At 62.1% G+C, this 19,933-nt stretch carries 19 protein-coding genes; 9 read left to right on the plus strand and 10 right to left on the minus strand.

Annotated elements, in window-relative coordinates; genetic code table 11:
* Positions 1–205: 205 nt before the first annotated feature.
* The 6 genes from KUV45_RS07740 to KUV45_RS07765 form a co-directional block, all read right to left on the minus strand.
* Positions 206–1,693, minus strand: a complete 1,488-nt coding sequence (locus KUV45_RS07740) for an aldehyde dehydrogenase (RefSeq protein ID WP_222162624.1) — start codon at positions 1,691–1,693, stop codon at positions 206–208.
* Positions 1,694–1,900: 207 nt separating this feature from the next.
* A complete protein-coding gene (locus KUV45_RS07745; protein ID WP_222162625.1) occupies positions 1,901–2,842 on the minus strand; it encodes a LysR family transcriptional regulator in 942 nt (313 codons plus the stop codon).
* Between the two features lie 129 nt (positions 2,843–2,971).
* The gene (gene argE, locus KUV45_RS07750) at positions 2,972–4,162 is read right to left on the minus strand and encodes an acetylornithine deacetylase (protein WP_222162626.1); all 1,191 of its coding nucleotides are present in this window, start codon (positions 4,160–4,162) and stop codon (positions 2,972–2,974) included.
* Positions 4,163–4,323: 161 nt separating this feature from the next.
* On the minus strand, positions 4,324–4,998 hold the full coding sequence (locus tag KUV45_RS07755) for a DUF1028 domain-containing protein (RefSeq protein ID WP_222162627.1): 675 nt from the start codon (positions 4,996–4,998) through the stop codon (positions 4,324–4,326).
* Positions 4,995–5,423 (minus strand): RidA family protein, encoded by a 429-nt coding sequence (locus KUV45_RS07760; protein WP_206941530.1) that lies wholly within the window; start codon positions 5,421–5,423, stop codon positions 4,995–4,997. Before KUV45_RS07760 ends, KUV45_RS07755 begins: the two co-directional genes overlap by 4 nt.
* The gene (locus tag KUV45_RS07765) at positions 5,423–6,754 is read right to left on the minus strand and encodes an NAD(P)/FAD-dependent oxidoreductase (RefSeq protein WP_222162628.1); all 1,332 of its coding nucleotides are present in this window, start codon (positions 6,752–6,754) and stop codon (positions 5,423–5,425) included. The genes KUV45_RS07760 and KUV45_RS07765 overlap by 1 nt, the downstream gene beginning before the upstream one ends.
* Before the next feature lie 409 nt (positions 6,755–7,163).
* Here KUV45_RS07765 and KUV45_RS07770 point away from each other — a divergent pair, with 409 nt between their 5' ends.
* The 4 genes from KUV45_RS07770 to KUV45_RS07785 all read left to right on the plus strand — a co-directional run bounded on the left by KUV45_RS07770 (position 7,164) and on the right by KUV45_RS07785 (position 12,224).
* Positions 7,164–8,462 carry a DUF3100 domain-containing protein gene (locus KUV45_RS07770; protein ID WP_222162629.1) on the plus strand — a complete coding sequence of 433 codons (1,299 nt, stop codon included), beginning with the start codon at positions 7,164–7,166 and terminating at the stop codon, positions 8,460–8,462.
* A gap of 20 nt (positions 8,463–8,482) precedes the next feature.
* A complete protein-coding gene (locus KUV45_RS07775; protein WP_222162630.1) occupies positions 8,483–9,637 on the plus strand; it encodes a M20 aminoacylase family protein in 1,155 nt (384 codons plus the stop codon).
* Between the two features lie 137 nt (positions 9,638–9,774).
* Positions 9,775–10,677 carry an NAD(P)-dependent oxidoreductase gene (locus KUV45_RS07780; RefSeq protein WP_222162631.1) on the plus strand — a complete coding sequence of 301 codons (903 nt, stop codon included), beginning with the start codon at positions 9,775–9,777 and terminating at the stop codon, positions 10,675–10,677.
* The gene (locus tag KUV45_RS07785) at positions 10,674–12,224 is read left to right on the plus strand and encodes an aldehyde dehydrogenase (RefSeq protein ID WP_222162632.1); all 1,551 of its coding nucleotides are present in this window, start codon (positions 10,674–10,676) and stop codon (positions 12,222–12,224) included. Before KUV45_RS07780 ends, KUV45_RS07785 begins: the two co-directional genes overlap by 4 nt.
* Positions 12,225–12,249: 25 nt before the next feature.
* Here the strand turns inward: KUV45_RS07785 and KUV45_RS07790 are convergent, their stop codons facing one another.
* Entirely contained in the window at positions 12,250–13,167 is a 918-nt protein-coding gene (locus tag KUV45_RS07790) for a LysR family transcriptional regulator (RefSeq protein ID WP_206941524.1), read from the minus strand.
* Between the two features lie 578 nt (positions 13,168–13,745).
* Entirely contained in the window at positions 13,746–14,351 is a 606-nt protein-coding gene (locus KUV45_RS07795; RefSeq protein WP_206941523.1) for an exopolysaccharide biosynthesis protein, read from the minus strand.
* Between the two features lie 240 nt (positions 14,352–14,591).
* Here KUV45_RS07795 and KUV45_RS07800 point away from each other — a divergent pair, with 240 nt between their 5' ends.
* Positions 14,592–14,996 carry a GreA/GreB family elongation factor gene (locus KUV45_RS07800; RefSeq protein ID WP_222162633.1) on the plus strand — a complete coding sequence of 135 codons (405 nt, stop codon included), beginning with the start codon at positions 14,592–14,594 and terminating at the stop codon, positions 14,994–14,996.
* Positions 14,997–15,127: 131 nt separating this feature from the next.
* On the opposite strand, the gene KUV45_RS07805 is transcribed toward KUV45_RS07800, so the two are convergent.
* On the minus strand, positions 15,128–15,838 hold the full coding sequence (locus KUV45_RS07805; RefSeq protein ID WP_222162634.1) for a response regulator transcription factor: 711 nt from the start codon (positions 15,836–15,838) through the stop codon (positions 15,128–15,130).
* 234 nt (positions 15,839–16,072) lie between these two features.
* On the opposite strand from KUV45_RS07805, the gene KUV45_RS07810 reads away from it, so the two are divergent.
* The 3 genes from KUV45_RS07810 (at position 16,073) to KUV45_RS07820 (ending at position 17,930) form a co-directional block, all read left to right on the plus strand.
* The gene (locus KUV45_RS07810; protein WP_222162635.1) at positions 16,073–16,681 is read left to right on the plus strand and encodes a LysE family translocator; all 609 of its coding nucleotides are present in this window, start codon (positions 16,073–16,075) and stop codon (positions 16,679–16,681) included.
* A gap of 106 nt (positions 16,682–16,787) precedes the next feature.
* Positions 16,788–17,360, plus strand: a complete 573-nt coding sequence (gene yfcD / locus KUV45_RS07815) for an NUDIX hydrolase YfcD (protein WP_222162636.1) — start codon at positions 16,788–16,790, stop codon at positions 17,358–17,360.
* Positions 17,361–17,444: 84 nt separating this feature from the next.
* Positions 17,445–17,930: a glutathione peroxidase gene (locus KUV45_RS07820; protein ID WP_222162637.1), complete on the plus strand. Its 486-nt coding sequence runs from the start codon at positions 17,445–17,447 to the stop codon at positions 17,928–17,930.
* A 36-nt stretch (positions 17,931–17,966) separates the two neighbouring features.
* On the opposite strand, the gene KUV45_RS07825 is transcribed toward KUV45_RS07820, so the two are convergent.
* On the minus strand, positions 17,967–18,353 hold the full coding sequence (locus KUV45_RS07825) for a hypothetical protein (protein WP_206941511.1): 387 nt from the start codon (positions 18,351–18,353) through the stop codon (positions 17,967–17,969).
* 210 nt (positions 18,354–18,563) lie between these two features.
* Between KUV45_RS07825 and fabV the strand changes: the two genes are divergently transcribed.
* Complete coding sequence (gene fabV / locus KUV45_RS07830; RefSeq protein ID WP_222162638.1) at positions 18,564–19,760, plus strand: enoyl-ACP reductase FabV; 1,197 nt, start codon at positions 18,564–18,566, stop codon at positions 19,758–19,760.
* Positions 19,761–19,933: the final 173 nt, after the last annotated feature.

Here is a 19,933-nt window from a genome sequence, read left to right on the forward strand (position 1 = left end):
TGATTCGGAGCTGTTTTTCAGAAGGGTTCTTCAAGCCTTTGTTCGGAATAGATATTTGAGTGCTGGCGAGCGCAGCGTGGATGGTTCGGCAGGCGCTCGCCCGTGACGAGCACCCAGCAAGCCGCAGGGCCCTCCCGCGGTGGATGGGAAGGAGCGAAGACCCTGGCTCAAGGCCTCTGCTTTAGACCTTTGCTCAAGACACCCGCTACAGGCGAATCCAGGTCGTTTTCAGCTGGGTGAACTTGTCCAGGGCATGCAGCGACAGGTCTCGCCCGAACCCTGATTGCTTGTAGCCGCCGAAGGGCGTGGTGAAGTCGATGGCATCCACGGTGTTGACCGAGACGGTGCCTGCTCGCAGGCGGCGCGAGACGCGGTGGGCGCGGGATAGATCGGTCGTCCAGACGGAGGCGGCCAGACCGTAGATGGAGTCGTTGGCGATGGCCACGGCCTCGTCTTCATCAGTGAAGTCGATCAGCGCAGCCACGGGCCCGAAGATCTCCTCATGGGCGATGGTCATCTTGGGCGCCACATCGACGAACAGCGTAGGGGCGACGAAGGCGCCTTGTTCGTCTCCGCTCGGCGCGGTGCCCATGGCGAGGGATGCACCTTCTTCGATACCGCGAGCAATATAGCCACGGACCTTGGCGGCGTGCTCGCTGTCGATCAGCGCTCCTACATCTGTCGCAGGGTCCAGGGGATCCCCCACCACCAACCGCGAGGCGGCGGCCACGAAGGCGTCGACGAAGGCTGGCCTGATATCACGTTGGACGAGAATCCTCGAATTGGCAGAGCAGACTTCCCCTTGATTGAAGTAGATGCCTTGCACGGCGGCTCTCGCCGCAGCGTCAATATCGCTGTCGGCAAAGATCAGGTTGGGGCTCTTGCCGCCACACTCCAGCCAGACCTGCTTCATGTTGGAGCGGGAGGCGTAGTCGAGAAAGCGTTTGCCGGTAGCGGTGGATCCGGTAAAGGTCAGGCAGTCCACGTCAGGGTGAAGTCCAAGGGCCTGTCCGGTGACATGACCATGACCGGGCAGCACGTTGATGACGCCGTCAGGAAAGCCTGCCTCCTTGGCCAGTTGTGCCAGGCGCAGTGCGGTCAACGGAGACTGCTCCGCCGGCTTGAGAATTACGCTATTCCCCGCCGCCAGCGCTGGGGCCAGCTTCCAGGCGGTGATATCGAGGGGAAAATTCCAGGGAATTACCGCCGCCACCACACCGATGGGCTCTCGAGTAATGGTCGCCAGGTTGTCACCGTCGGTCGGTGCGACTTCACCGTAGAGCTTGTCGGTCGCTTCGGCGTACCACTCGAAACACCCGGCTGCGCCTGGAATATCCAGTTCATAGGCGTCACGGATGGGCTTGCCGGTATCCAGCGTTTCGAGCAGCGCCAACTCCTCTCGGTGTTGCCGAATCAGCGCCGCCAGGCGTTGCAGCGTGGCCTTGCGCTGTGCCGGGGCGAGGCGTGACCAGACCCCTGACTCGAAACTTGTGCGAGCGGCTGCGACCGCCCGATCCACATCGTCGACGCTACAGGCTGCAACCGCCGTCAAGGGGTGGCCGGTGGCAGGGTTGGAGGTGACCAGCGTCGCGCCATCACTGGCAGCGGTGGCCGCGCCGTCGATGAACGCATCGTGGGGCAGGACAAGCTTTGCGCTCAAGTCACGCCAATAGGAAAGATCATGTTCCGTCATGGGGAAGGTACCTCGGTCGGAGTGTTGTTATCTTGGCCGTGCAACTCCGCTACCCGGCTGTACAAGCACCATATCCCCAGGCTGTTGATCAATTAAAATACTATTAAATTAACGACAGCTTCAGTTTTTCCTATCCAAAAGAGCGTTAGAGAAAGGGGCCTGGAAGCGGACGCAGGCAGCGGACGTAGGCGCTAGCCCTTAATGCCCTCAGGTGCGCGACGTGACAGTGCTGCTTGCTCCGAACACATCAGTGATAGTGTCGATCTCCTGCGCCAGTTGCCGCATGGCGTCTGCCGCGGGAGAGAGTCTCAGGCCACGCAGACAGGCTAGGCCCATGGTCAGAGGTTGGGCATCGTCCTCCAGCGCCAACGCCTTGAGGCGAGCGTTGTCGGCGGCGCTGAAGGCACTCATGGGGGTGTTGAACAGGGAAAAGCCGAAGCCATTGGCGAGCAGGCCACGAAGCATGTCCATGGATTTGGCACGGTGAGCGACATGGGGCAGCAGCTGGTGGTGGGAAAATATCGACAGGAAGTACTCGCGACTTAGCGGCCAGTCCAGCAGCACCATCGGGTAGGTGGCCAGTTCGGCCAGCCCAATACGATCCTTCTCGCTCAAGGGGTGATCCTCAGCCACTACCGCGTAGGCAGGGAAGCGGTAGAGGGGAATGAAGGCGATGTCGTCGGGAATCTCCAGGTCGTAGGTGAACGCCAACTCATAGTCGCCTTGCTGCAGACCATTGACGATGTCGACCTGAGTCATCTCGTCACAATAGAGACTGACGGCAGGGTGCCTGTCCGCAAACTGGCGCAGCAGCTGTGGCAAGAACAGCGGGGCAAAGGTGGGGAATGCGACCAGACGAAGCTCGCCACCGACCTCTTCTCCTAGCGATGCGGCGAATTTTTCCAGCCCCTCGGCGTCACGCAGGAGTTGGCGCGCCCGAGTCAGCAGCTGTCTGCCGGTGGGGGTCAACGACAGCCCCTGGGCGTGGTGCCGAACAAACAGCTGCAGTCCAGTGGCCTCTTCGATCTGATGGATGGCAGCGGAGATGGACGGCTGGGATACATGCAGTTTCCTGGCCGCCTGGGTGACGCTCGATAGCTCGCCGGCCACCACGAAGTAGCGCAATTGCTTGAGGGTGAAGGGGCGCATGGTCTGTTGTCATGGCTGAGAAAACCCCATCTTCCCACAGCGCTGGCCTCGGGATCGACGCCTGCGTTCGCGCGGGTGCTGGGGCAGTGTGGCTGGGGCTGTGTGACTGGGGCTGTGTGAAGAGCCGGCTCAGCCTGAGGTTGCCAGCCGGGCGTGGACCTGGGGGTCTTGCATCGCGCGGATCAGTCGCGCCAGGAAGGCTTCACAGTGAGCCAGCTGCTCACGGGTGACAAACTCATCGGGTTGGTGGCCCTGGGCCATGCTGCCGGGGCCGCAGACGATGGTCGGGATGCCCAGCTCCTGCTGAAACAGGCCACCCTCAGTGCCGTAGCCAATGGGCTCCAGGCGGCGGTCTTCCAGTACATCGAGAATGAAGCCGACCAGGGCGTCGTCATCGGTCATGGACAGGCCCGGATAGTCACTCAGTGGCTCCACGCGGATGCTGGCCTGGGGGTGGCCCTGCTGCATTCTGGCTTCCAGCGAGGTGACCACCTCCATGAGTTCCCCGAGCAGCGTTTCCGTGGAGTCCGCCGGTACGTTGCGAAATTCGAGATCCAGCTGGCAGTCCTGGGGCACGATATTCAGGGCCGTTCCCCCTTGTATGGTGCCTACCTGGAGGGTGGTATAGGGAATCGAAAAGCGCGTGTCGAAAGGTCCCTCCGAGGCCTTGGTGGCGGCCTTCGCCTCCAGCCAGGTGACCAGGTGGGCGGCGGCGTGGATGGCGTTGACGCCTTGTGGAGCGAGCCCCGAGTGGCATGCCTTGCCGTGCAGGTGCACGCGCAGCGCCAGCTTACCCTTGTGCGCGGTGGCCAGGCGCATGGAAGTGGGTTCGCCCACCAGGCATGCAGCAGGCCGTACTGGCTGGTGGGCGAGGTCGGCGAGCAGGGTTCGCACGCCCAGGCAGCCGACCTCTTCGTCGTGGGAAAACGCCAGGTGAAAGGGCATCGCCAGGTCGGCCTTGACCATGGCAGGGACCGCCGCCAGCACGGCGGCGAGAAAGCCCTTCATGTCGGTGGTCCCGCGGCCGTACAGGCGCCCGTCCTGCTCGGTCAGTGCGAAGGGGGCAAGGGTCCATGCCTGACCGGTGACAGGGACCGTATCGGTATGCCCGGACAGCATCAATCCCGGCAGATCCGACGGTCCGATGGTGGCGTACAGGTTGGCCTTGTGACCGCTGTGATCGGTGATCCGCTTCGCGTCTACCCCGTGCCGAGAGAGGTAGTCCTCGACAAAGGCGATCAAGGGCAGGTTGGAACGGTGGCTGGTGGTATCGATGGCCACCAGCTCGGCGAGCAACTCGACAACAGCATCTTGAGCCATGCTAGACCTCGCAGGTTTGCCAACAGCAGGTTGGGTTCATTGCCAGAAAGGCGGTTGATGGATCGAAAAGGCGGCTCATAAAAAGACAGGTGAGTGGAAGAAAGGGGGGCGCCAGATGTGCCCCCCTGATGTGTCCCAATCCGCTGTCATGGCCCGTGTTATCAGCGTTGGTCACCGGGTACGCCGTAGGAGGGTGACTCCTGTGGCGCTGCCGCTCTCTGCAGATAGGCATCGCGCTGTGGGCGGTAGTTCTCCCAGATCATGCGTAGTTCGGTGAGCGGGGCAATGTGCCAATCCACGCGAAGGTCCACGCTAGGCCAGCTAGCCTTGTCGGTCACGGTCAGTCCTGCAGAGTGCACTGGCCCCATCTCTCCCCCAGAGGCCTGCCCGGCCTCCATCGCCGCCAGCAAACGCTCGGCCAGCTCGCCACGGTGCGCTTCAAAGGCATCCACCATGGCGCTCACGACCTCAGTGGTTGCCAGCATATTGCCACCGGCAACGCAGTGGTGTCCTTGCCGCGTGGCATGGATGCCCAGGGTTTCGGCCCCGCTGTGCACGGCGCTATGGCCGTTGGCATCAAGGACCAGCAGCTGGCGCCACTCGGGAAACGCTTCCTGTTCAAGCAGTCGCTGCAGCACAGCCTGAGCGTCCAGGCGCTCTTCCAGTAATGCCACGCCGAGCTGGCCCAGGGCAGGATTGGTGACATTCTGCGACAGCACCGCGCCCTTGCCAGGCGCGACAAAGGGACAGCGGCTGGCGACACAGATACTGGATGAGCTGATCGCGGTGCCGAACTGGCCGGTGTCGCTGCAGTAGCCGGCAATGGAAAACGTCATGGCTGAGACTCCTGCGTGTCAGGGATGACCGCAATCACGTCGATTTCCATCAACCATTCCGGTTGAGCGAGACCGGCCACGACCAGCCCCGTGGAAATGGGAAACACCCCCTTCAACCAGCGGCCCACCTCGCGATACACCGGCTCGCGATAGCGAGGGTCGGTAATATAGGTGGTGGTCTTGACGATATGGTCAAGACTGGAGCCGGCTTCTTCCAGCAGCTGCTTGACGTTGCGCATGGCCTGCTGTGCCTGGGCGCCGGGGTCCCCGAGCCCCACCAGCTGGCCCTCGAAATCGGTGCCTACCTGTCCGCGCACATAGACCGTGTTTCCCGCCTTCACTGCCTGACACAGATCGTTGTCCAGCGTCTGGTTGGGATAGGTGTCCTTGGTATTGAACATGCGAATACGCGTGTGTGTCGGCATCAGCTGATCCTCAGGTCACGGGAGGCGCAGGGAGATGCCGGGAGCGCTGACGACGCCTGTTCATGCTGACGGCGGTCTTCGTCGTAGGCCAGGTACTTGCGTTGCGTGGCGATATGCTCGGCGATGTGTCTGGCGTCGTGCCATACGCCCCAGATAAAGCTTGAGCCGCGCCGAGATTGCCACGGCAGTCCCACAAAATAGACGCCGGGCTCGCGGGAGACGCCGCGCTGATGCAGGGGGCGCCCCTGGGCATCGAAGGTGTCCACCTCAAGCCAGCGATAGTCGACGCTAAAGCCTGTCGCCCAGATGATCGAGGTGACCCCTTCAGCGCCCAGATCGAGCGATGCCAGCGGAGTGCTGACGCATGCTGGCGTGGCCGGTATCTGTCTGGCGTCCGGGTCTTCCGGCAGGTCCATGCCGTTGCGTGTCAGATAGGCATCCGCATCATCCAGCATGGCCAGGTAATTGGCATCGCCGCGGGCCAGGTTATCGGCCAGGTCCTGTTCGAAGCTGACAACCCCATGGGTGATGTCTCGCGTTCGCCCCACCAGGGTGATGCCCTGGTGGGCCAGCGAGCGAAAGTCGATGGTCTTGCCGCCGCCGGCGCCACTCACGGCGATGGTGACGTGTTCGGTGCCTGGCTTCATGGCCTCGGCATCCCACTCCCCCAGTACCCCCAGCCACCAGCAGAAGTCGCGTCCGCGATAGCGCCGAGGAGGGCGATCATGGGGGCCCACCGAGAGATACACCCGCCTTCCTTGCTGGTGAAGCTCTTCTGCGATCTGGACGCCGGAGGATCCGGCGCCCACGACCAGCACAGCGCCGGCAGGCAACTGCTCTGGACGTCGATAGTCGGCAGAGTGAATCTGATAAAGACCCTCGTCATCCGGCGCAATGGACGGAATGACCGGGCACTGGAAGGGGCCCGTGGCGGCGACAACGCGTTTGGCGTCGATGGTGCCCTGGGAGGTTTCGACGCTGAAGCCGGGGCGTCCCTGGTGGCGAGTGACCCGCTGAACCTCGACGCCAGTCCGCAGAGGTGCGTTGATCATGCGCGCGTAGGCTTCAAAGTAGGCGGCCACGTCGTCCTTGCTGGCGAAGTCATCTGGCCCGATGCCATCAAAGGCTTTGCCAGGAAAACGGTCATGCCAGGCAGGGCCATTGGCGACCAGGGAGTCCCAGCGTCGGGTTCGCCAGGCTTCGGCGATCCGCGAGCGCTCGAGCACCAGGTGCGGTACACCAAGCTGGCTGAGGTGCTCGCTCATCGCGATACCAGCTTGTCCACCACCCACTACCAGGGTGTCGGTATTGTCACTCGTTCTTGTTGTCATCGTTCGAGCCCTTGTCAGTCATTGCGGTTAGGTATCGAGGGAGCCACGTGAGCTGCCGCGGTTTGCCATCCGATGGCATTTACCCTAAGAGCTGCGAGTGAATAGCGAAAATATAGTTATTTTGTCTTTTGGATCATTAAAAGCTATTTAGTGGCGCCAGCAGAGTGTTGTGAGAGTGCTGTGGGAGTGCTGTGGGAGTGCTGTGGGAGTGCTATGAAAGTGGGGTGGTCTCACGTGAGCTAAAAAACAGCACACAAATCCCCTTTTATTAGATCGTGACCTGCTTCAATACTCGGACTGACTGGGGTTGGCGGCTGCCGGCCCGGTTCAGTGCTCTCGTGATCGTTGTGCGTTGCGATAGCGCTGACATCAGCAATGACAACGGTAATTACAACAACAGGACATCTCCATGAAGCTTTCGCTCCTTGTCGATTGGCGTCTGCATGCCATCGTGGCAGTTGCCGCGCTGATTTCAGAAGCGGTCGGTATCATCAAGATCCCGCTTGGGCCCGGTACCCTACTGCTGCTGCCTCTGTTCTACGCGTTTATCATCGGTCTGCTGCTGAACCCTCATCTGTTTTCTGCCACGTCCCGCCTGGTTCCGGTCACGCTGAGCGAGGCCGCCGCGCCGATCATTCTGCTCTCGATCATGCCGTTCATTGCGCGCTTTGGTTCCACCATCGGGCCAGCCATCGAGCAGATTCTCAGCGCGGGACCAGCCTTGATCCTTCAAGAGCTTGGCAACCTCGGCACCATGCTGATCGCCATGCCGTTTGCGGTGCTGGTGCTGAAGATGGGCCGCGAGGCCATTGGCGCGACCTATTCCATCGCGCGCGAGCCCAACATCGCCATCATCTCGGACAAGTACGGTCTGAAAGGCCCTGAGGGCATCGGTGTCATGGGGGTCTACGTCGTTGGCACCATGTTCGGCACCCTGTGGTTTGCGTTGATGGCCGGCTATCTGACCACTCTCGACATTTTCGACCCCCGTGCACTGGCCATGGCCTGCGGCGTCGGCAGTGGCAGTATGGTCGCTGCCTGTTCCGGGGCGATTGCCGGTGCCTTGCCTGAGCTCAAGGATGAACTGCTGGCCTTCGCTGGCGCCAGCAATCTGCTGACCTATGCCACCGGCCTGTATATCTCACTGTTCATCGCCCTGCCCATGGCCGAGCGCATCTTCAAGTGGTGCTCGGGCTCTCGGGCGGCGACCTCGGTTGGCGCAAGGGCCACCGTGGAAGCCGAGCCGGCACCCAGCGTCAGCGACGATGAGCGTCCCGAACGCCGCCTGGGCCAGACAGCGATCGTCATGGCGGTGGTCTGCGCGGTGGGCTGGATCAGCAATACCATCAATGGTGCGCCACTGCTCGAGGCGCTGCCGGGCATGCTGATCTTGTACGCCATGACCATGCTGGGACTGCTCATCACGCGGTTTGCGCCGTTCTACCTGCCCGGTGTGGCCTGGGTCTCGCTGGTCAGTATTGCCATGACGCTGCCCTGGTTCCCCGGCAGCGGCTGGATCGTCGAGCAGCTTTCCGCGGTCAGCTTCCTGGCCATCGTGACGCCGGTGCTGGCATATGCCGGTCTGGCCCTGTCCCCCCGTGAATTCACCATGTTCCGTCAGGTGGGCTGGAAGCTGATCATCGTGTCGCTGCTGGTCTTTACCGGCACCTTTGTCGGCTCTGCGCTGGTGGCCCAGGCGCTTCTGTAACGCAAACGAGGAGACCCAGCATGACCACAGTGACCCCAGACCTGTTGCGTGAATGGCGTCATGCCTTCCATCGCCAACCGGAAACCGCCTTCGAGGAGCATCGCACCAGCGCTCGCATCATCGAGATCCTGTCAGAAGCAGGTATCGAGATGGTGACGGGGCTGGGGGGCGGGACCGGGGTAGTGGCCTGGGTAGACGGCCGTCATGACGGTGATGGCGCGATTGGCCTGCGGGCTGACATCGATGCTCTGGATGTCAACGAGGCCAGTGATGCCCCCCATGCCTCACGTATTCCCGGCAAGATGCATGCCTGCGGTCATGATGGCCACACCACCATGCTGCTGGGGGCGGCCTGTTGCCTGGCGCAGTCTCCCGACTTTGCAGGCCGGGTCTACTTCATCTTCCAGCCCGCGGAAGAGAATGAGGGCGGTGGGCGCGTCATGGTAGAGGAAGGGCTGTTCGAGCGTTTCCCGATGCAGGCCGTCTACGGCGTGCACAATTGGCCAGGATTGCCGGTCGGCGAAGCCGCGGTGCACGACACGGCGGTCATGGCCGCCTTCGATGTGTTTCGCCTTACCCTGACAGGGCACGGCTGTCACGCCGCCATGCCGCACCTGGGCAAGGATGTCGTGCTGGCTGCCTGTCAGCTGGTCAACCAGCTGCAGGGTATTGTCAGTCGCGAGACGCCGGCGCATCAGACGGCGGTGATGAGCGTGACCCAGTTCCACGCGGGAGATGCCTACAACGTCATGCCTGAGGCGGTGGAGCTGTGCGGTACCGTGCGCTGCTTTGATCCTGAACTGCGCCAGCGGCTCGAGGCCCGCTTCAAGCAGGCCATCGAGGCCACCGCGACCTTTCACGGTCTCAGCGCAGACATCGACTACCAGTCGCGCTATCCCGCCACCTTCAACAGCCCCGACCATGCGCAGCGCTGTGCCGACGTGCTGACTGCCTTGCCGGACATTCGCCAGGTGCATCGGGACCTGCCGCCCTCGATGGCGTCGGAAGACTTCGCCTTCATGCTGCAGCAGCGCCCCGGGGCATACATCTGGCTCGGCAATGGCGAGAACAGCGCGGCACTGCATAACCCTCACTACGATTTCAACGACGAGCTATCCCCCTTGGGGGTGGCCTACTGGTGTGCGCTGGTACGCACCCTGCTGGGCCAGTCTTAAGGCAATACTGGATACATTACTGCGCTCGTCTCCCTGCAATAGCGTGATGTTGCCATGCCGTTTACGGCATGGCCCACCCCCGGCGTGCCCGAGATCTGGCGCAAGGGCTTTGTTCGACAACATAACAAGGAGAACGCATGAACATTATCGTGATCGGCCTCGGCCAGATGGGTGGCAATATGGCCATGACCCTGCATGCCGCGGGCTTTCATGTGACAGGTACTGATGTCAGCGACGACGCACGGGCACGTCTGGAATCCCGCGGGCTGTCGGTGGCCGCTCCGGACAGCCTGCCAGCGGCAGACGTCTATCTGCTGTCGCTGCCCACGTCAGACCACGTACGTCAGGTGCTCATGGCGTCGCCGGGACTGCTGTCGCTGGCGCCCAAGGGCAGCGTCATCGTCGACACCTCTACCAGCGACCCGGCGGTGACGCGGGAGCTGGCACCACGGGTGGTCGAGGCGGGACTGGAGTGGCTTGATGCTCCGGTCAGCGGTGGGCCAGCGGGAGCGGCATCGGGCAGTCTGGGCATGCTGCTGGGGGGAGAGTCATCGACCATCGAGCGGCTAACGCCAATGCTGGATGCCATGTCGGCCCGCTATACCCACGTTGGCCCGGCAGCCAGCGGCCATGTGGTCAAACTGGCCAACAACTATCTGTGTGCCGCGCACCTGCTGACCACCGCCGAGGCGGTCGCCCTGGCGGCCAAGGCGGGTGTCGACCCGGCTGCCTGCCTGGCAGGGCTCAATAGCGGGTCAGGACGCAGTGCCGTCAGCGAGGTCAATTTTCCTAAGTGGATCCAGTCCGATTCCTTCGATTCAGGCTTCACCACTGGGCTGATGCGCAAGGACCTGCGCTTGGCCCACGATGCGGCCGCTGATCTCGGGCTGCCGCTTACCCTGCTGGAGCAGGTTGTCGCGCGTTGGCATGCCGACCCGGACGGGCTACCCGACCACGCTGATTTCAACCGCATTACCGATAGCGTGCTGGGGCTTGCCTCGGCTCAGGACGCTGACGGTTCCCAGGAGGACGCGCAATGAATCGTTTGACCATGGAGGCGCTCGAGCGCCTGAACTCCCTGCTCAAGGCCTTCGACATGCAGGCTGATACGCCGCTGAGCAACTGGGTGGGCGGCGAGCTGGTGGCGGGGCAGGGCGAGGCCATCGAATTGATCGACCCGGTAACGGGGCAAGCGCTGCTGTCTTACCGGGATGCCGGCAGTGAGCTGGTGTCACAGGCCGTGACAGCGGCGGCACGTGGCCAACAGCAGTGGATGTCGCTGAGTGCCAGTGAGCGAGGCCGCAGAATGACCGAGGCTGCCTGGGCGCTGCGTGGCTACGACGAGACGCTGGCACAGCTCGAAAGCGTGGTGGCGGGCAAACCCATCCGGGACTGTCGCGGAGAGGTGGTCAAGGTCCGCGAGATGTTCGAGTACTACGCAGGCTGGTGTGACAAGCAGCATGGGGAAGTGATTCCCGTGCCGACCTCCCATCTCAACTATGTTCGGCACGTGCCGTACGGGGTGGTGGGCCAGATTACGCCCTGGAATGCGCCCATGTTCACCTGCGCCTGGCAGGTGGCGCCGGCCATCGCGGCAGGTAATGGCGTTGTCTTGAAACCGTCCGAGATGACGCCGTTCACCTCAGTGGTGATCGCCAAGCTGCTGGAGAGCAGCGGACTGCCCAAGGGATTGATCAATATCGTCAATGGCATCGGCCCGACGACCGGAGCAGCACTGACCGGGCATCGCGGCATCAGCAAGCTGGTGTTCGTGGGCTCTCCTGACAGCGGGCGTCGGATCGCCCAGGCCGGTGCCGAGCGCCTGGTGCCCAGCGTGCTGGAGCTGGGCGGCAAGTCCGCCAATATCGTCTTTGCCGATGCCAGGCTCGATGATGCGGTGGCCGGCGCTCAGGCGGCCATCTTTGCCGCAGCGGGGCAGAGCTGCGTGGCAGGGTCGCGGCTGCTGGTGCAGCGCGAGGTGTTCGATGCCGTCTGCACCCGGCTGGCGCGAGCCGCAGCGCAGATAACGGTCGGGTTGCCGGTTGAGCCGTCGACTCAGATGGGCCCGGTCCAGAATGCCAGGCAATACCGTCACGTCACCAGCATGATTGACGATGCCTGTCGTCAGGGGGCCAGAGTCCTGTGTGGTGGCACGCGACCGGCGGGACTTCCGGAGGAGGCTCAGGGCTATTTCCTGGCACCAACCGTATTGGCCGATGTCAGCGATGACATGACGATTGCCCAGGAGGAGGTGTTCGGCCCCGTGGTGGTGGTCATGCCCTTCGATGACGAGGAGCAGGCGGTGCGTCTGGCCAATGCCACTCGCTTCGGCCTGGCGGGAGCGGTGTGGACCCAGGACCCCGCCCGCGCTCATCGGGTGGCGGGCCGCCTGCGTGCGGGTACGGTCTGGATCAATAGCTACAAGGCGATCAACGTCATGTCGCCGTTTGGTGGTTTCGACGACAGCGGCTTCGGGCGTTCCAGTGGCGTCGAAGGTCTCAAGGAATACACGGTCGCTCAAAGCGTCTGGGTGGAAACGGCCGATGCCGCGAGTGTTGCCATGGGGTATGGCAATGGGGTTGGCTGATGCCGAGGCCCTGCTGTTACTAGCTCTACGGGACGCGTGAGGAAAAGGCTCGCATCCAGCGCTCCAGATGGCGAAGTAGCTGAAGTCCGGCCCGAGGCATCCGTCGTCCTACTCGTGTGACGATATGGGCTCGGGCCTGGCGAAAGCGTTCACTATCCACCTCCAGCGCCACCAGCCTGCCGTCCTCCAGCTCTCGCGCAGCGGCAAAGGCGGGGAGCAGTGTCAGCGTCAGGTCTGAGCGTGCGGCGTGCAGCAGCACCGAAAGCGAGTTGGTCTGCATGTTGACCTGAGGCCGCAGCCCGGCTTCTCTGAAGCCTTCATCCACCAGTTGGCGTACCCCGTGGCCGGTACGCCACAGGGCCATGGGGTGATCACTGAGGGTGGCAATGGTCAGCGCCTCACGAGCGCCAGCGAGCGGGTGGGACGGCGACACCAGCGCCACCAGGGGCTGCTGGCTGGAGTGCCAGAAGCGCAGCTGTGGATGAACGCGCTCGTGATACATCAGCCCAAGGTGGGCCTCGTCCTGAATCACCGCCTCGATGATCTCGCTGGTGCTACCCGTATTCACGTCCAGGCGCACGCCACGATAGCGCTCGGTAAAGGTTCGCAGGGGCGTGTCGAGCAGGTCGCCGACAAACCCCTCGCCCACGGTCAACGACAGGTGGCCGGTCTCGAGACGCTGATAGGCGTCGAGCTGTTCGCTGAAGGTGTCGTCCAGGGCTGAACGCCGGCGACAGTAATCCAGCAGCATTTCGCCGACCGCTGTCGGCACCACTCCTTGTCGCGAGCGCTCCAGCAGCGGAGCGCCCAACGCATCCTCGATCAGTGACAGCTGGCGGCTGACTGCCGACGGGGCAATATCCAGGCGCGCGGCGGCCTGTCGCACCGACCCTGCTTCGATCGTGACCTGAAAGTAGACCAGCCGCTGATGTGGGATATCCATGGCGCCGCCTTGTGATGATGGCCAAGTATATCAATCCTCACATGTGCTGACTCGGCGCTCTGGTGCGCAGTGAATCAGGGACCGCTGCTGGGCCGTAATAACGGCAGCAGCGCGGCCTAATGGCAGGACGCAGGCTTTACTAAGAACGCAATATGGGCGGGATGATCACGCCTGTTGGAAACTCGTAGCAGCAGCGCGGTAGCCATCCGTGCAGTGGATACATGCACCAGAGCCTTGCATCAGAGCCATGAAGCAGAGACCTGCTTGCAGATGAACCAGGGGCTGGAGGAGGAAGCGTCAAGAGATGGGTGGATGGCATCCCTGCCATCGCTAAGCACAATGCCGCACGTCCCTGGCCGGCTTCGCCAGCGTATCGCACCCTGCTGATGGCGGAGTTGATCCTGGTCAGCTCAGCCCTGTCCTCAGCGCGGTCAGCGCAGGAGGGTCAGCACAGGAAGCTCAGTACAGTAAGGGCGGCACAAGAAGCTCAGCACAGGAAGGGCGGCAACGCGAAGTAGGAAGCCTCGCAGGACCCGCTCGATCACCGTCGGCGTCCCACTACCGGCACGTCCAGCGGCCTAGATGGCCAGCACAATGACCCAGGCGGTGGATAGGGTAAAGGCGTAGCCTGCCAGCGCCATCAGCCCATCCCGGGCGAGCAGCGCCAGGCCGAACATGCTTTGGGCAGCACCAGCCAAGGTCGCGCTGAACGGAATCAGCTCCATCGGGGGCGTCACCAGGGCGATGGCCAGACAGGCCAGACCGATGGGATAGCGTGCGACGCGGCCTGTCAGCAGCCTCAGTCTGGGCTTGATCAGCCGGTCAACCCAGCGAGCAGGTTTGCGCAGCAGGGTGATGGTGCGCTCGACCTTGGTGGTGGCTACCTTGCGCCTGGCGAGCCACGCTGGGAGCCACACGCTCTGCTTGCCTGCCAACAGTTGTACCGCCGCCAGCACCACGAGCAGCGACATCAGCGTCGGCACCCCGGGAATATCGCCGATCAACGGGGTGAGGGTAACCAGGCCTGCGACCAGCAGGAAGGGAGCAAAGCTGCGGCGACCGACGGCGTCCATCACTTCGGCGAGGGACAGCTGATCGCGTTCGGCACTGGCTTGGCTGAGTTGGTCGAGCAGTTGGTTCAAGTTTTCTGGAGGCGTGTCGAAGGCGTCAGGCGTGGAGGGCATCGTGGCTCTGATGTATGAATGAAGAAAAGGCGTCGAGGCCAGCAGTATGCGGACCCTGCAAGGGGGATGTCCAACTGGCCTGTCTTTTTCATATAAGCAGTTTCTTGTTTACTGCCAGTGTCGTATGCTTCAGGTGATCGAGTCCTTCCCACTATCGGGGAGGGCTTTTTTGTTGCGTGGCGGTCACCTCGACGGGGTGACGCCCCTAAAGGCCTGTAAGAGACCAGTGAGGTGACAAGGATGTCGTTGAGGCTAGCCAATCGTCTTGACGCAGAGCGACTTCAGCGTCTGATCGATGATGCAGATGACAAGGATCGTGCGGTAGCCGATCTGCTTGAGGTGCTGCTGGAGCGCGCCGAGATTCTCGACCCTGACGAGATGCCCGATGATGTCGTCAGCATGAATAGCCAAGTGGTACTGCGCGATCTCGACGAAGACCGTCAGCTGGTGCGGACCCTGGTATATCCCCATGCCTTGTCGGCAACCGCCGACGGACTGTCCGTGATGGCGCCGCTGGGAGCTGAACTGCTGACCCGCCGAGTGGGAGAGCAATGGCAGGTCACCCCACTAACGGGGCGTACCAAGCGCTGGCAACTGGAGCAGATTCTGTGGCAGCCAGAGCGTGAGCGTCAGTTTCATCGATGATGCCGATCCGGTGCCGCGGCTTCCCCGCGGGGGAGTGCTGCACCTTTGCCCGCTATCTGTCACCGGTTGCCCTTTTCCCGGCACCTTTTCCCGCTAGCCCAGGCGTGACAGGAAAGGGCTAGAGAATGGCATCAAGGGTGGGCCTGGCGATCGCGTTGGTTGCCCTTGCTCATAGGCGGTGGAATACCGAGGTGCTTGCGTGCCCACTGGGCGGCCTCGGTTCTGTGGTGCACCTTGATCTTCTTGAAGATATTGTAAAGATGCGACTTGACGGTATGTTCGCTGAGAAACAGCTGGCTGGCGATATCCTGGTTGGACGCGCCATTGCCAATGAAGCCAAGGATTTCCAGCTCGCGTTGCGTCAGGCCAGCGACCGGGCGGTAGGTGTTGAACTGTTGGCGACGGAAGTATTCGAACATCTGCTGGAGCAGCGGGCGAGACATCCACAGCGCGCCATCCAGTAGTTGGATGATGCCTTTGCAGATGTTGTCGAGTTCGTCACGGCGATAGAAGATACCTTGCAAATGCAGTGACGCCAGCAGTTCAGCGGCCTGCTCCTGGTCGGCCAGGTTGAACGCAGCCAGCAGGATCTCTGGGTACTGTGCCTTTAGTTCGTGACAGTGGTGCATATCGCTGAGCGATAGCTGGTCGGCATCCAGCAGCCAGAGTTGTGCTTGATCAGGTGTGCGGGCGAGCTCGGCCTGCAGAGAGGGCACCGCTTCGGGTGCCAATGTGCTGACCTCGCAATCCAGCACCTGGCTCAGGTGGTGGGTAAATAGCTGGGACTGCACGTTGGGGTGCGTGATCAATCTGACGATTGAAGCTTGTTGCGAGGCAGACATCGTCCCCTCCCTGTTCCCTTGCAATGATGGATGATGATCATTTTTTTTGTAGGACGTGCATGAGTATCGTTATCGAAGCTCATACGTTTGTAAATAACGATATATCCTGAACTTCACCATCCCTAGAGTGAGGTTTTTCGTGATTGTATGCTTGGTTTTGTAAGAAAAAGCATTTGAATGCGTAAGTCTGCATAGATTGTGCGAGCCAGGCGTCGAAGTAATTGAGGAGAAAGTATGCCGTTATCGCTTTGGCTCTCTTTGGCAGCCATCTGTGCCATGGGAGCCATGTCCCCCGGCCCCAGCCTGGCACTTGTACTCCGCCATACCCTGGGCAGTGGCAGGGCCGCCGGTGTCGTGGCGGCGATCACACACGCTCTGGGTGTAGGCCTCTACGCACTGCTGACCGTCTGGGGCCTGGGCGAGGTCATCGAACGACATCCTCAGGGGTTCCGCGTGGTGATGCTGGCGGGGGCCGTATATCTGGCCTGGCTTGGCATCAAGGCACTGCGCGCGGGCCAGGCGGGGGCACTGCGACCACAGCCCAGCACGGCGAGCCACCTGACCGCCGCTCGGGAAGGCTTGCTGGTGGCCCTGGGTAATCCCAAGCTGATCCTGTTCTTTGTTGCCTTGCTCAGTCAGTTCGTCAGTCCTGACATGTCCGTGCTTGAGCGAAGTATCGTCGTTGTCACGGCCATGGTGATCGACGGCGGCTGGTACGTGCTGGTAGCGCTTGGCCTGTCTCACTCCAGTGTGCTGCCTTGGCTGCAGGCTCGGTCTCACTGGATCAATCGGGTGACGGGCGTACTCTTGCTGGGACTGGCGGTTCGCGTGCTGCTGGGCTAAGGCCCTTCCAGTTATCAAACGCCCTGGCAGGTATCGAAGACTGGGCGGAGGGTGACGTCGCGGGCGCGGATCGTTAGGCTTGACGCTTTAATGGCGGAGTCCTGTGATGAGTGAGGTTGCCTCACCTGAGCTGCCGGTGGCGTCATCGCTGAAGGCTCCGGCGGGTGACGTGCCGGCGCCGGTTATCGCGCGCGAGAGAGTGCAGATTGTGGATGCCCGCGATCGCCCCTGTGGAAGCGCCTGGCGATCCGACATGCGCCGCTATCGCTTCTGGCATCGCGCGACCTACATTGTGGTGCGCAATGGCGCGGGGGAGCTGTGCGTCCAGCGACGGACACTGACCAAGGAAGCCTTTCCCGGTGGTCTTGACCTCGCTGCAGGTGGCGTGGTGGCGGCCGGTGAGGCCGTCCACGTGTCTGCCCGTCGTGAACTGGCAGAGGAGCTTGGTATCTGTCATGTCCCGCTGACGCCTTGCCTGAGCTTTCGCTACGATGACCAGGGATATCGCATCTTTGGCAGTGTCTTTTGCGTGACCTGGGACGGTCCTCTGGCGCTACAGCCGGAAGAGGTCGCCAGCGTCACCTGGATGCCGCCTGGAGAGGCCATCGAACTGGCTGAGGCCACACCGGACACGCACCTCGCGCTGGCCCTGCTGTTGAAGCAGGAAGCGCAAGGATGAAGGCGACTTCGCCGGTGAGCCTGCGTCTCTGGCGAGAGCCGTTAAGGCGTGTCATCGTGAAGACAAGGAGCGCGAGTTCAGCCCATGAGCCTGCATGACGTCGAGTGTCATACCCATCAAGGTGAGCCTTTCAATCTGCGTGCATTGAGGGGGCAGGTGCTGCTTGTCGTCAATGTGGCAAGCCAGTGCGGTTTTACCTCTCAGTTGGGCGAACTGGAGGCGCTGTATCGCGAGCATCGCGAACGGGGCTTCACGGTGCTGGGGTTTCCTTGCAACCAGTTTGCCAAGCAGTCGCCAGAGTCTGCCGACCAATTCTGTGCCTTTGGTGAGCGTCAGTTTGGTGTCACCTTTCCCCTGATGGAAAAGGTGGAGGTGAATGGACGCGGTGCCCATCCTCTGTTTCAGCGCCTGAAAGCCGATGCTCCGGGCTGGCTGGGAACGCGCGCTATCAAATGGAATTTCACCAAGTTTCTGGTGGCGCGAGACGGGCGCGTGCTGAAGAGGTTCGGGCCGCGGGATGGTGCCGCGGCGATGCTGGCGGATCTGGAACGGGCCCTCGACGAGACGTGAGGGTTAGGCTTTGTGGCCTGAGACCGGCCGCTGGCCCTAGCGCGCTTCTCCTCGGCTGACCACCAGATGCTCCACCAGGGCGTTGTAGCGGTGACGCACCATCATGGTGGTCAAGCCTGAGAACAGGGCCCAGAACTTACGGCGCCAGCCGGTCAGTCGGAGGTTGTGGGCGACCAGGCGGCGCATCAACTGGTAGTCGTCGAACTTGCGCCACTCACCGGCGACCGACATTTGCTGTCGAGAAAGTACGGGGGCGAGTTCGAGGCGGAAGACCCATTCCAAGTCCTTGAGCGCGATGCCGTCACGTTCTATCACCTCTACCATTCTCGCGTAGTCGGATTCTCGCGGTTCCCGTTCCAGCCACATCGGGGCCAATGCGAGCCATAGCTCGCCGCGTTCATCGACCAGAGTCTGGGCATCCATCGGTGGTCTCCTCAAGCGATGGACTGCATCCTGCCCGAGCCGCCGCCGTCGAGCAAGTATCGCTCAGTAGCCCCGCTCAGTAGCCCCGCCCGTGAGGCCCTTCGTCTGCAAAGGCGGACAGGATCGCCGTGTGCCGCTAGAATATCGCCACCACGCATTACACATTGGATGGCTCTCCTACGGGAGCCACGAGCAATAAAGAGGTCTGTCGTGATCATCAAGCCCAAGGTACGCGGATTCATCTGCACCACCACCCATCCTGTCGGTTGCGAGAAAAACGTACTCGAGCAGATCGAGGCAACCCGCGCACGTGGCCTGGCGTCATCCAAGGGGCCCAAGAAAGTGCTGGTGATCGGTGCCTCCAGCGGTTACGGCCTGGCGGCACGCGTCACTGCTGCCTTTGGTTATGGCGCCGATACCCTCGGTGTGTTCTTCGAGAAGCCCGGCACCGAGAAGAAGCCCGGTACGGCGGGTTGGTACAATGCTGCGGCCTTCGACAAGTTCGCCAAGCAGGAAGGCCTCTACAGCAAGTCGATCAATGGTGATGCCTTCTCCCACGAAGCCCGCGCCAAGGCGATCGAATTGATCAAGCAGGACATGGGGCAGGTGGACCTGGTGGTCTACTCGCTGGCGTCTCCCGTGCGCAAGATGCCGGACTCCGGTGAGCTGAAGCGTTCCAGCCTCAAGCCCATTGGCGAGACCTACCGCGCCACCGCTATCGACACCAACAAGGACACCATCATCGAAGCCGAGGTCGAGCCTGCCAGCGAGCAGGAAATCGCCGATACCATCGATGTCATGGGCGGTCAGGACTGGGAACTGTGGATGCAGGCATTGAGCGAGGCCGATGTACTGGCTCCTGGTGCCCGCAGTGTTGCCTTCAGTTATATCGGTACCGAGATCACCTGGCCGATCTACTGGCATGGTGCGTTGGGCAAGGCCAAGGAAGACCTGGATCGTGCAGCCACCGCCATCGATGGTGAGTTGAAACAGTCTGGAGGTGGTGCCAACGTCGCTGTGCTCAAGTCGGTAGTGACCCAGGCGAGTGCCGCCATCCCGGTCATGCCGTTGTACATTGCGATGGTCTATCGGGTGATGAAGGAGCAGGGCCTCCACGAAGGCACCATCGACCAGCTCAACCGCCTGTTCGGGGAGCGCCTCTACGGTGGGGAAGCCACCACGGATGACGTCGGCCGCCTGCGTCTGGATGACTGGGAACTGCGTGATGACGTCCAGCAGGCATGCAAGGATCTGTGGCCGCAGGTGACCAGTGACAATCTGTTCGATATCACTGACTACGCTGGCTACAAGCACGAGTTCCTCAAGCTGTTCGGTTTCGAGCGTAGCGATGTGGACTACGACGCCGACGTCAATCCGGACGTCAGCTTCGACGTCGTTCAGCTCTAATCCGCCCAAAAGGCCCTGAATGTCGGCCCCGTCGCTCCAGCACTGAGCGAGCCGGCGTCTGACAGACTCGCCTTTGCCAACGGGCCGTGACCGAGAGGTCGCGGCCCGTTGTCGTCGTGTCACTGATGCGTCTTCGCTGCAGGCGTGGCCCATGCACAACGGACATGGGCGCT

Origin of the sequence: Halomonas sp. DP3Y7-2 (assembly GCF_019800795.1) — a bacterium.
Taxonomy (GTDB): domain Bacteria; phylum Pseudomonadota; class Gammaproteobacteria; order Pseudomonadales; family Halomonadaceae; genus Halomonas; species Halomonas litopenaei_A.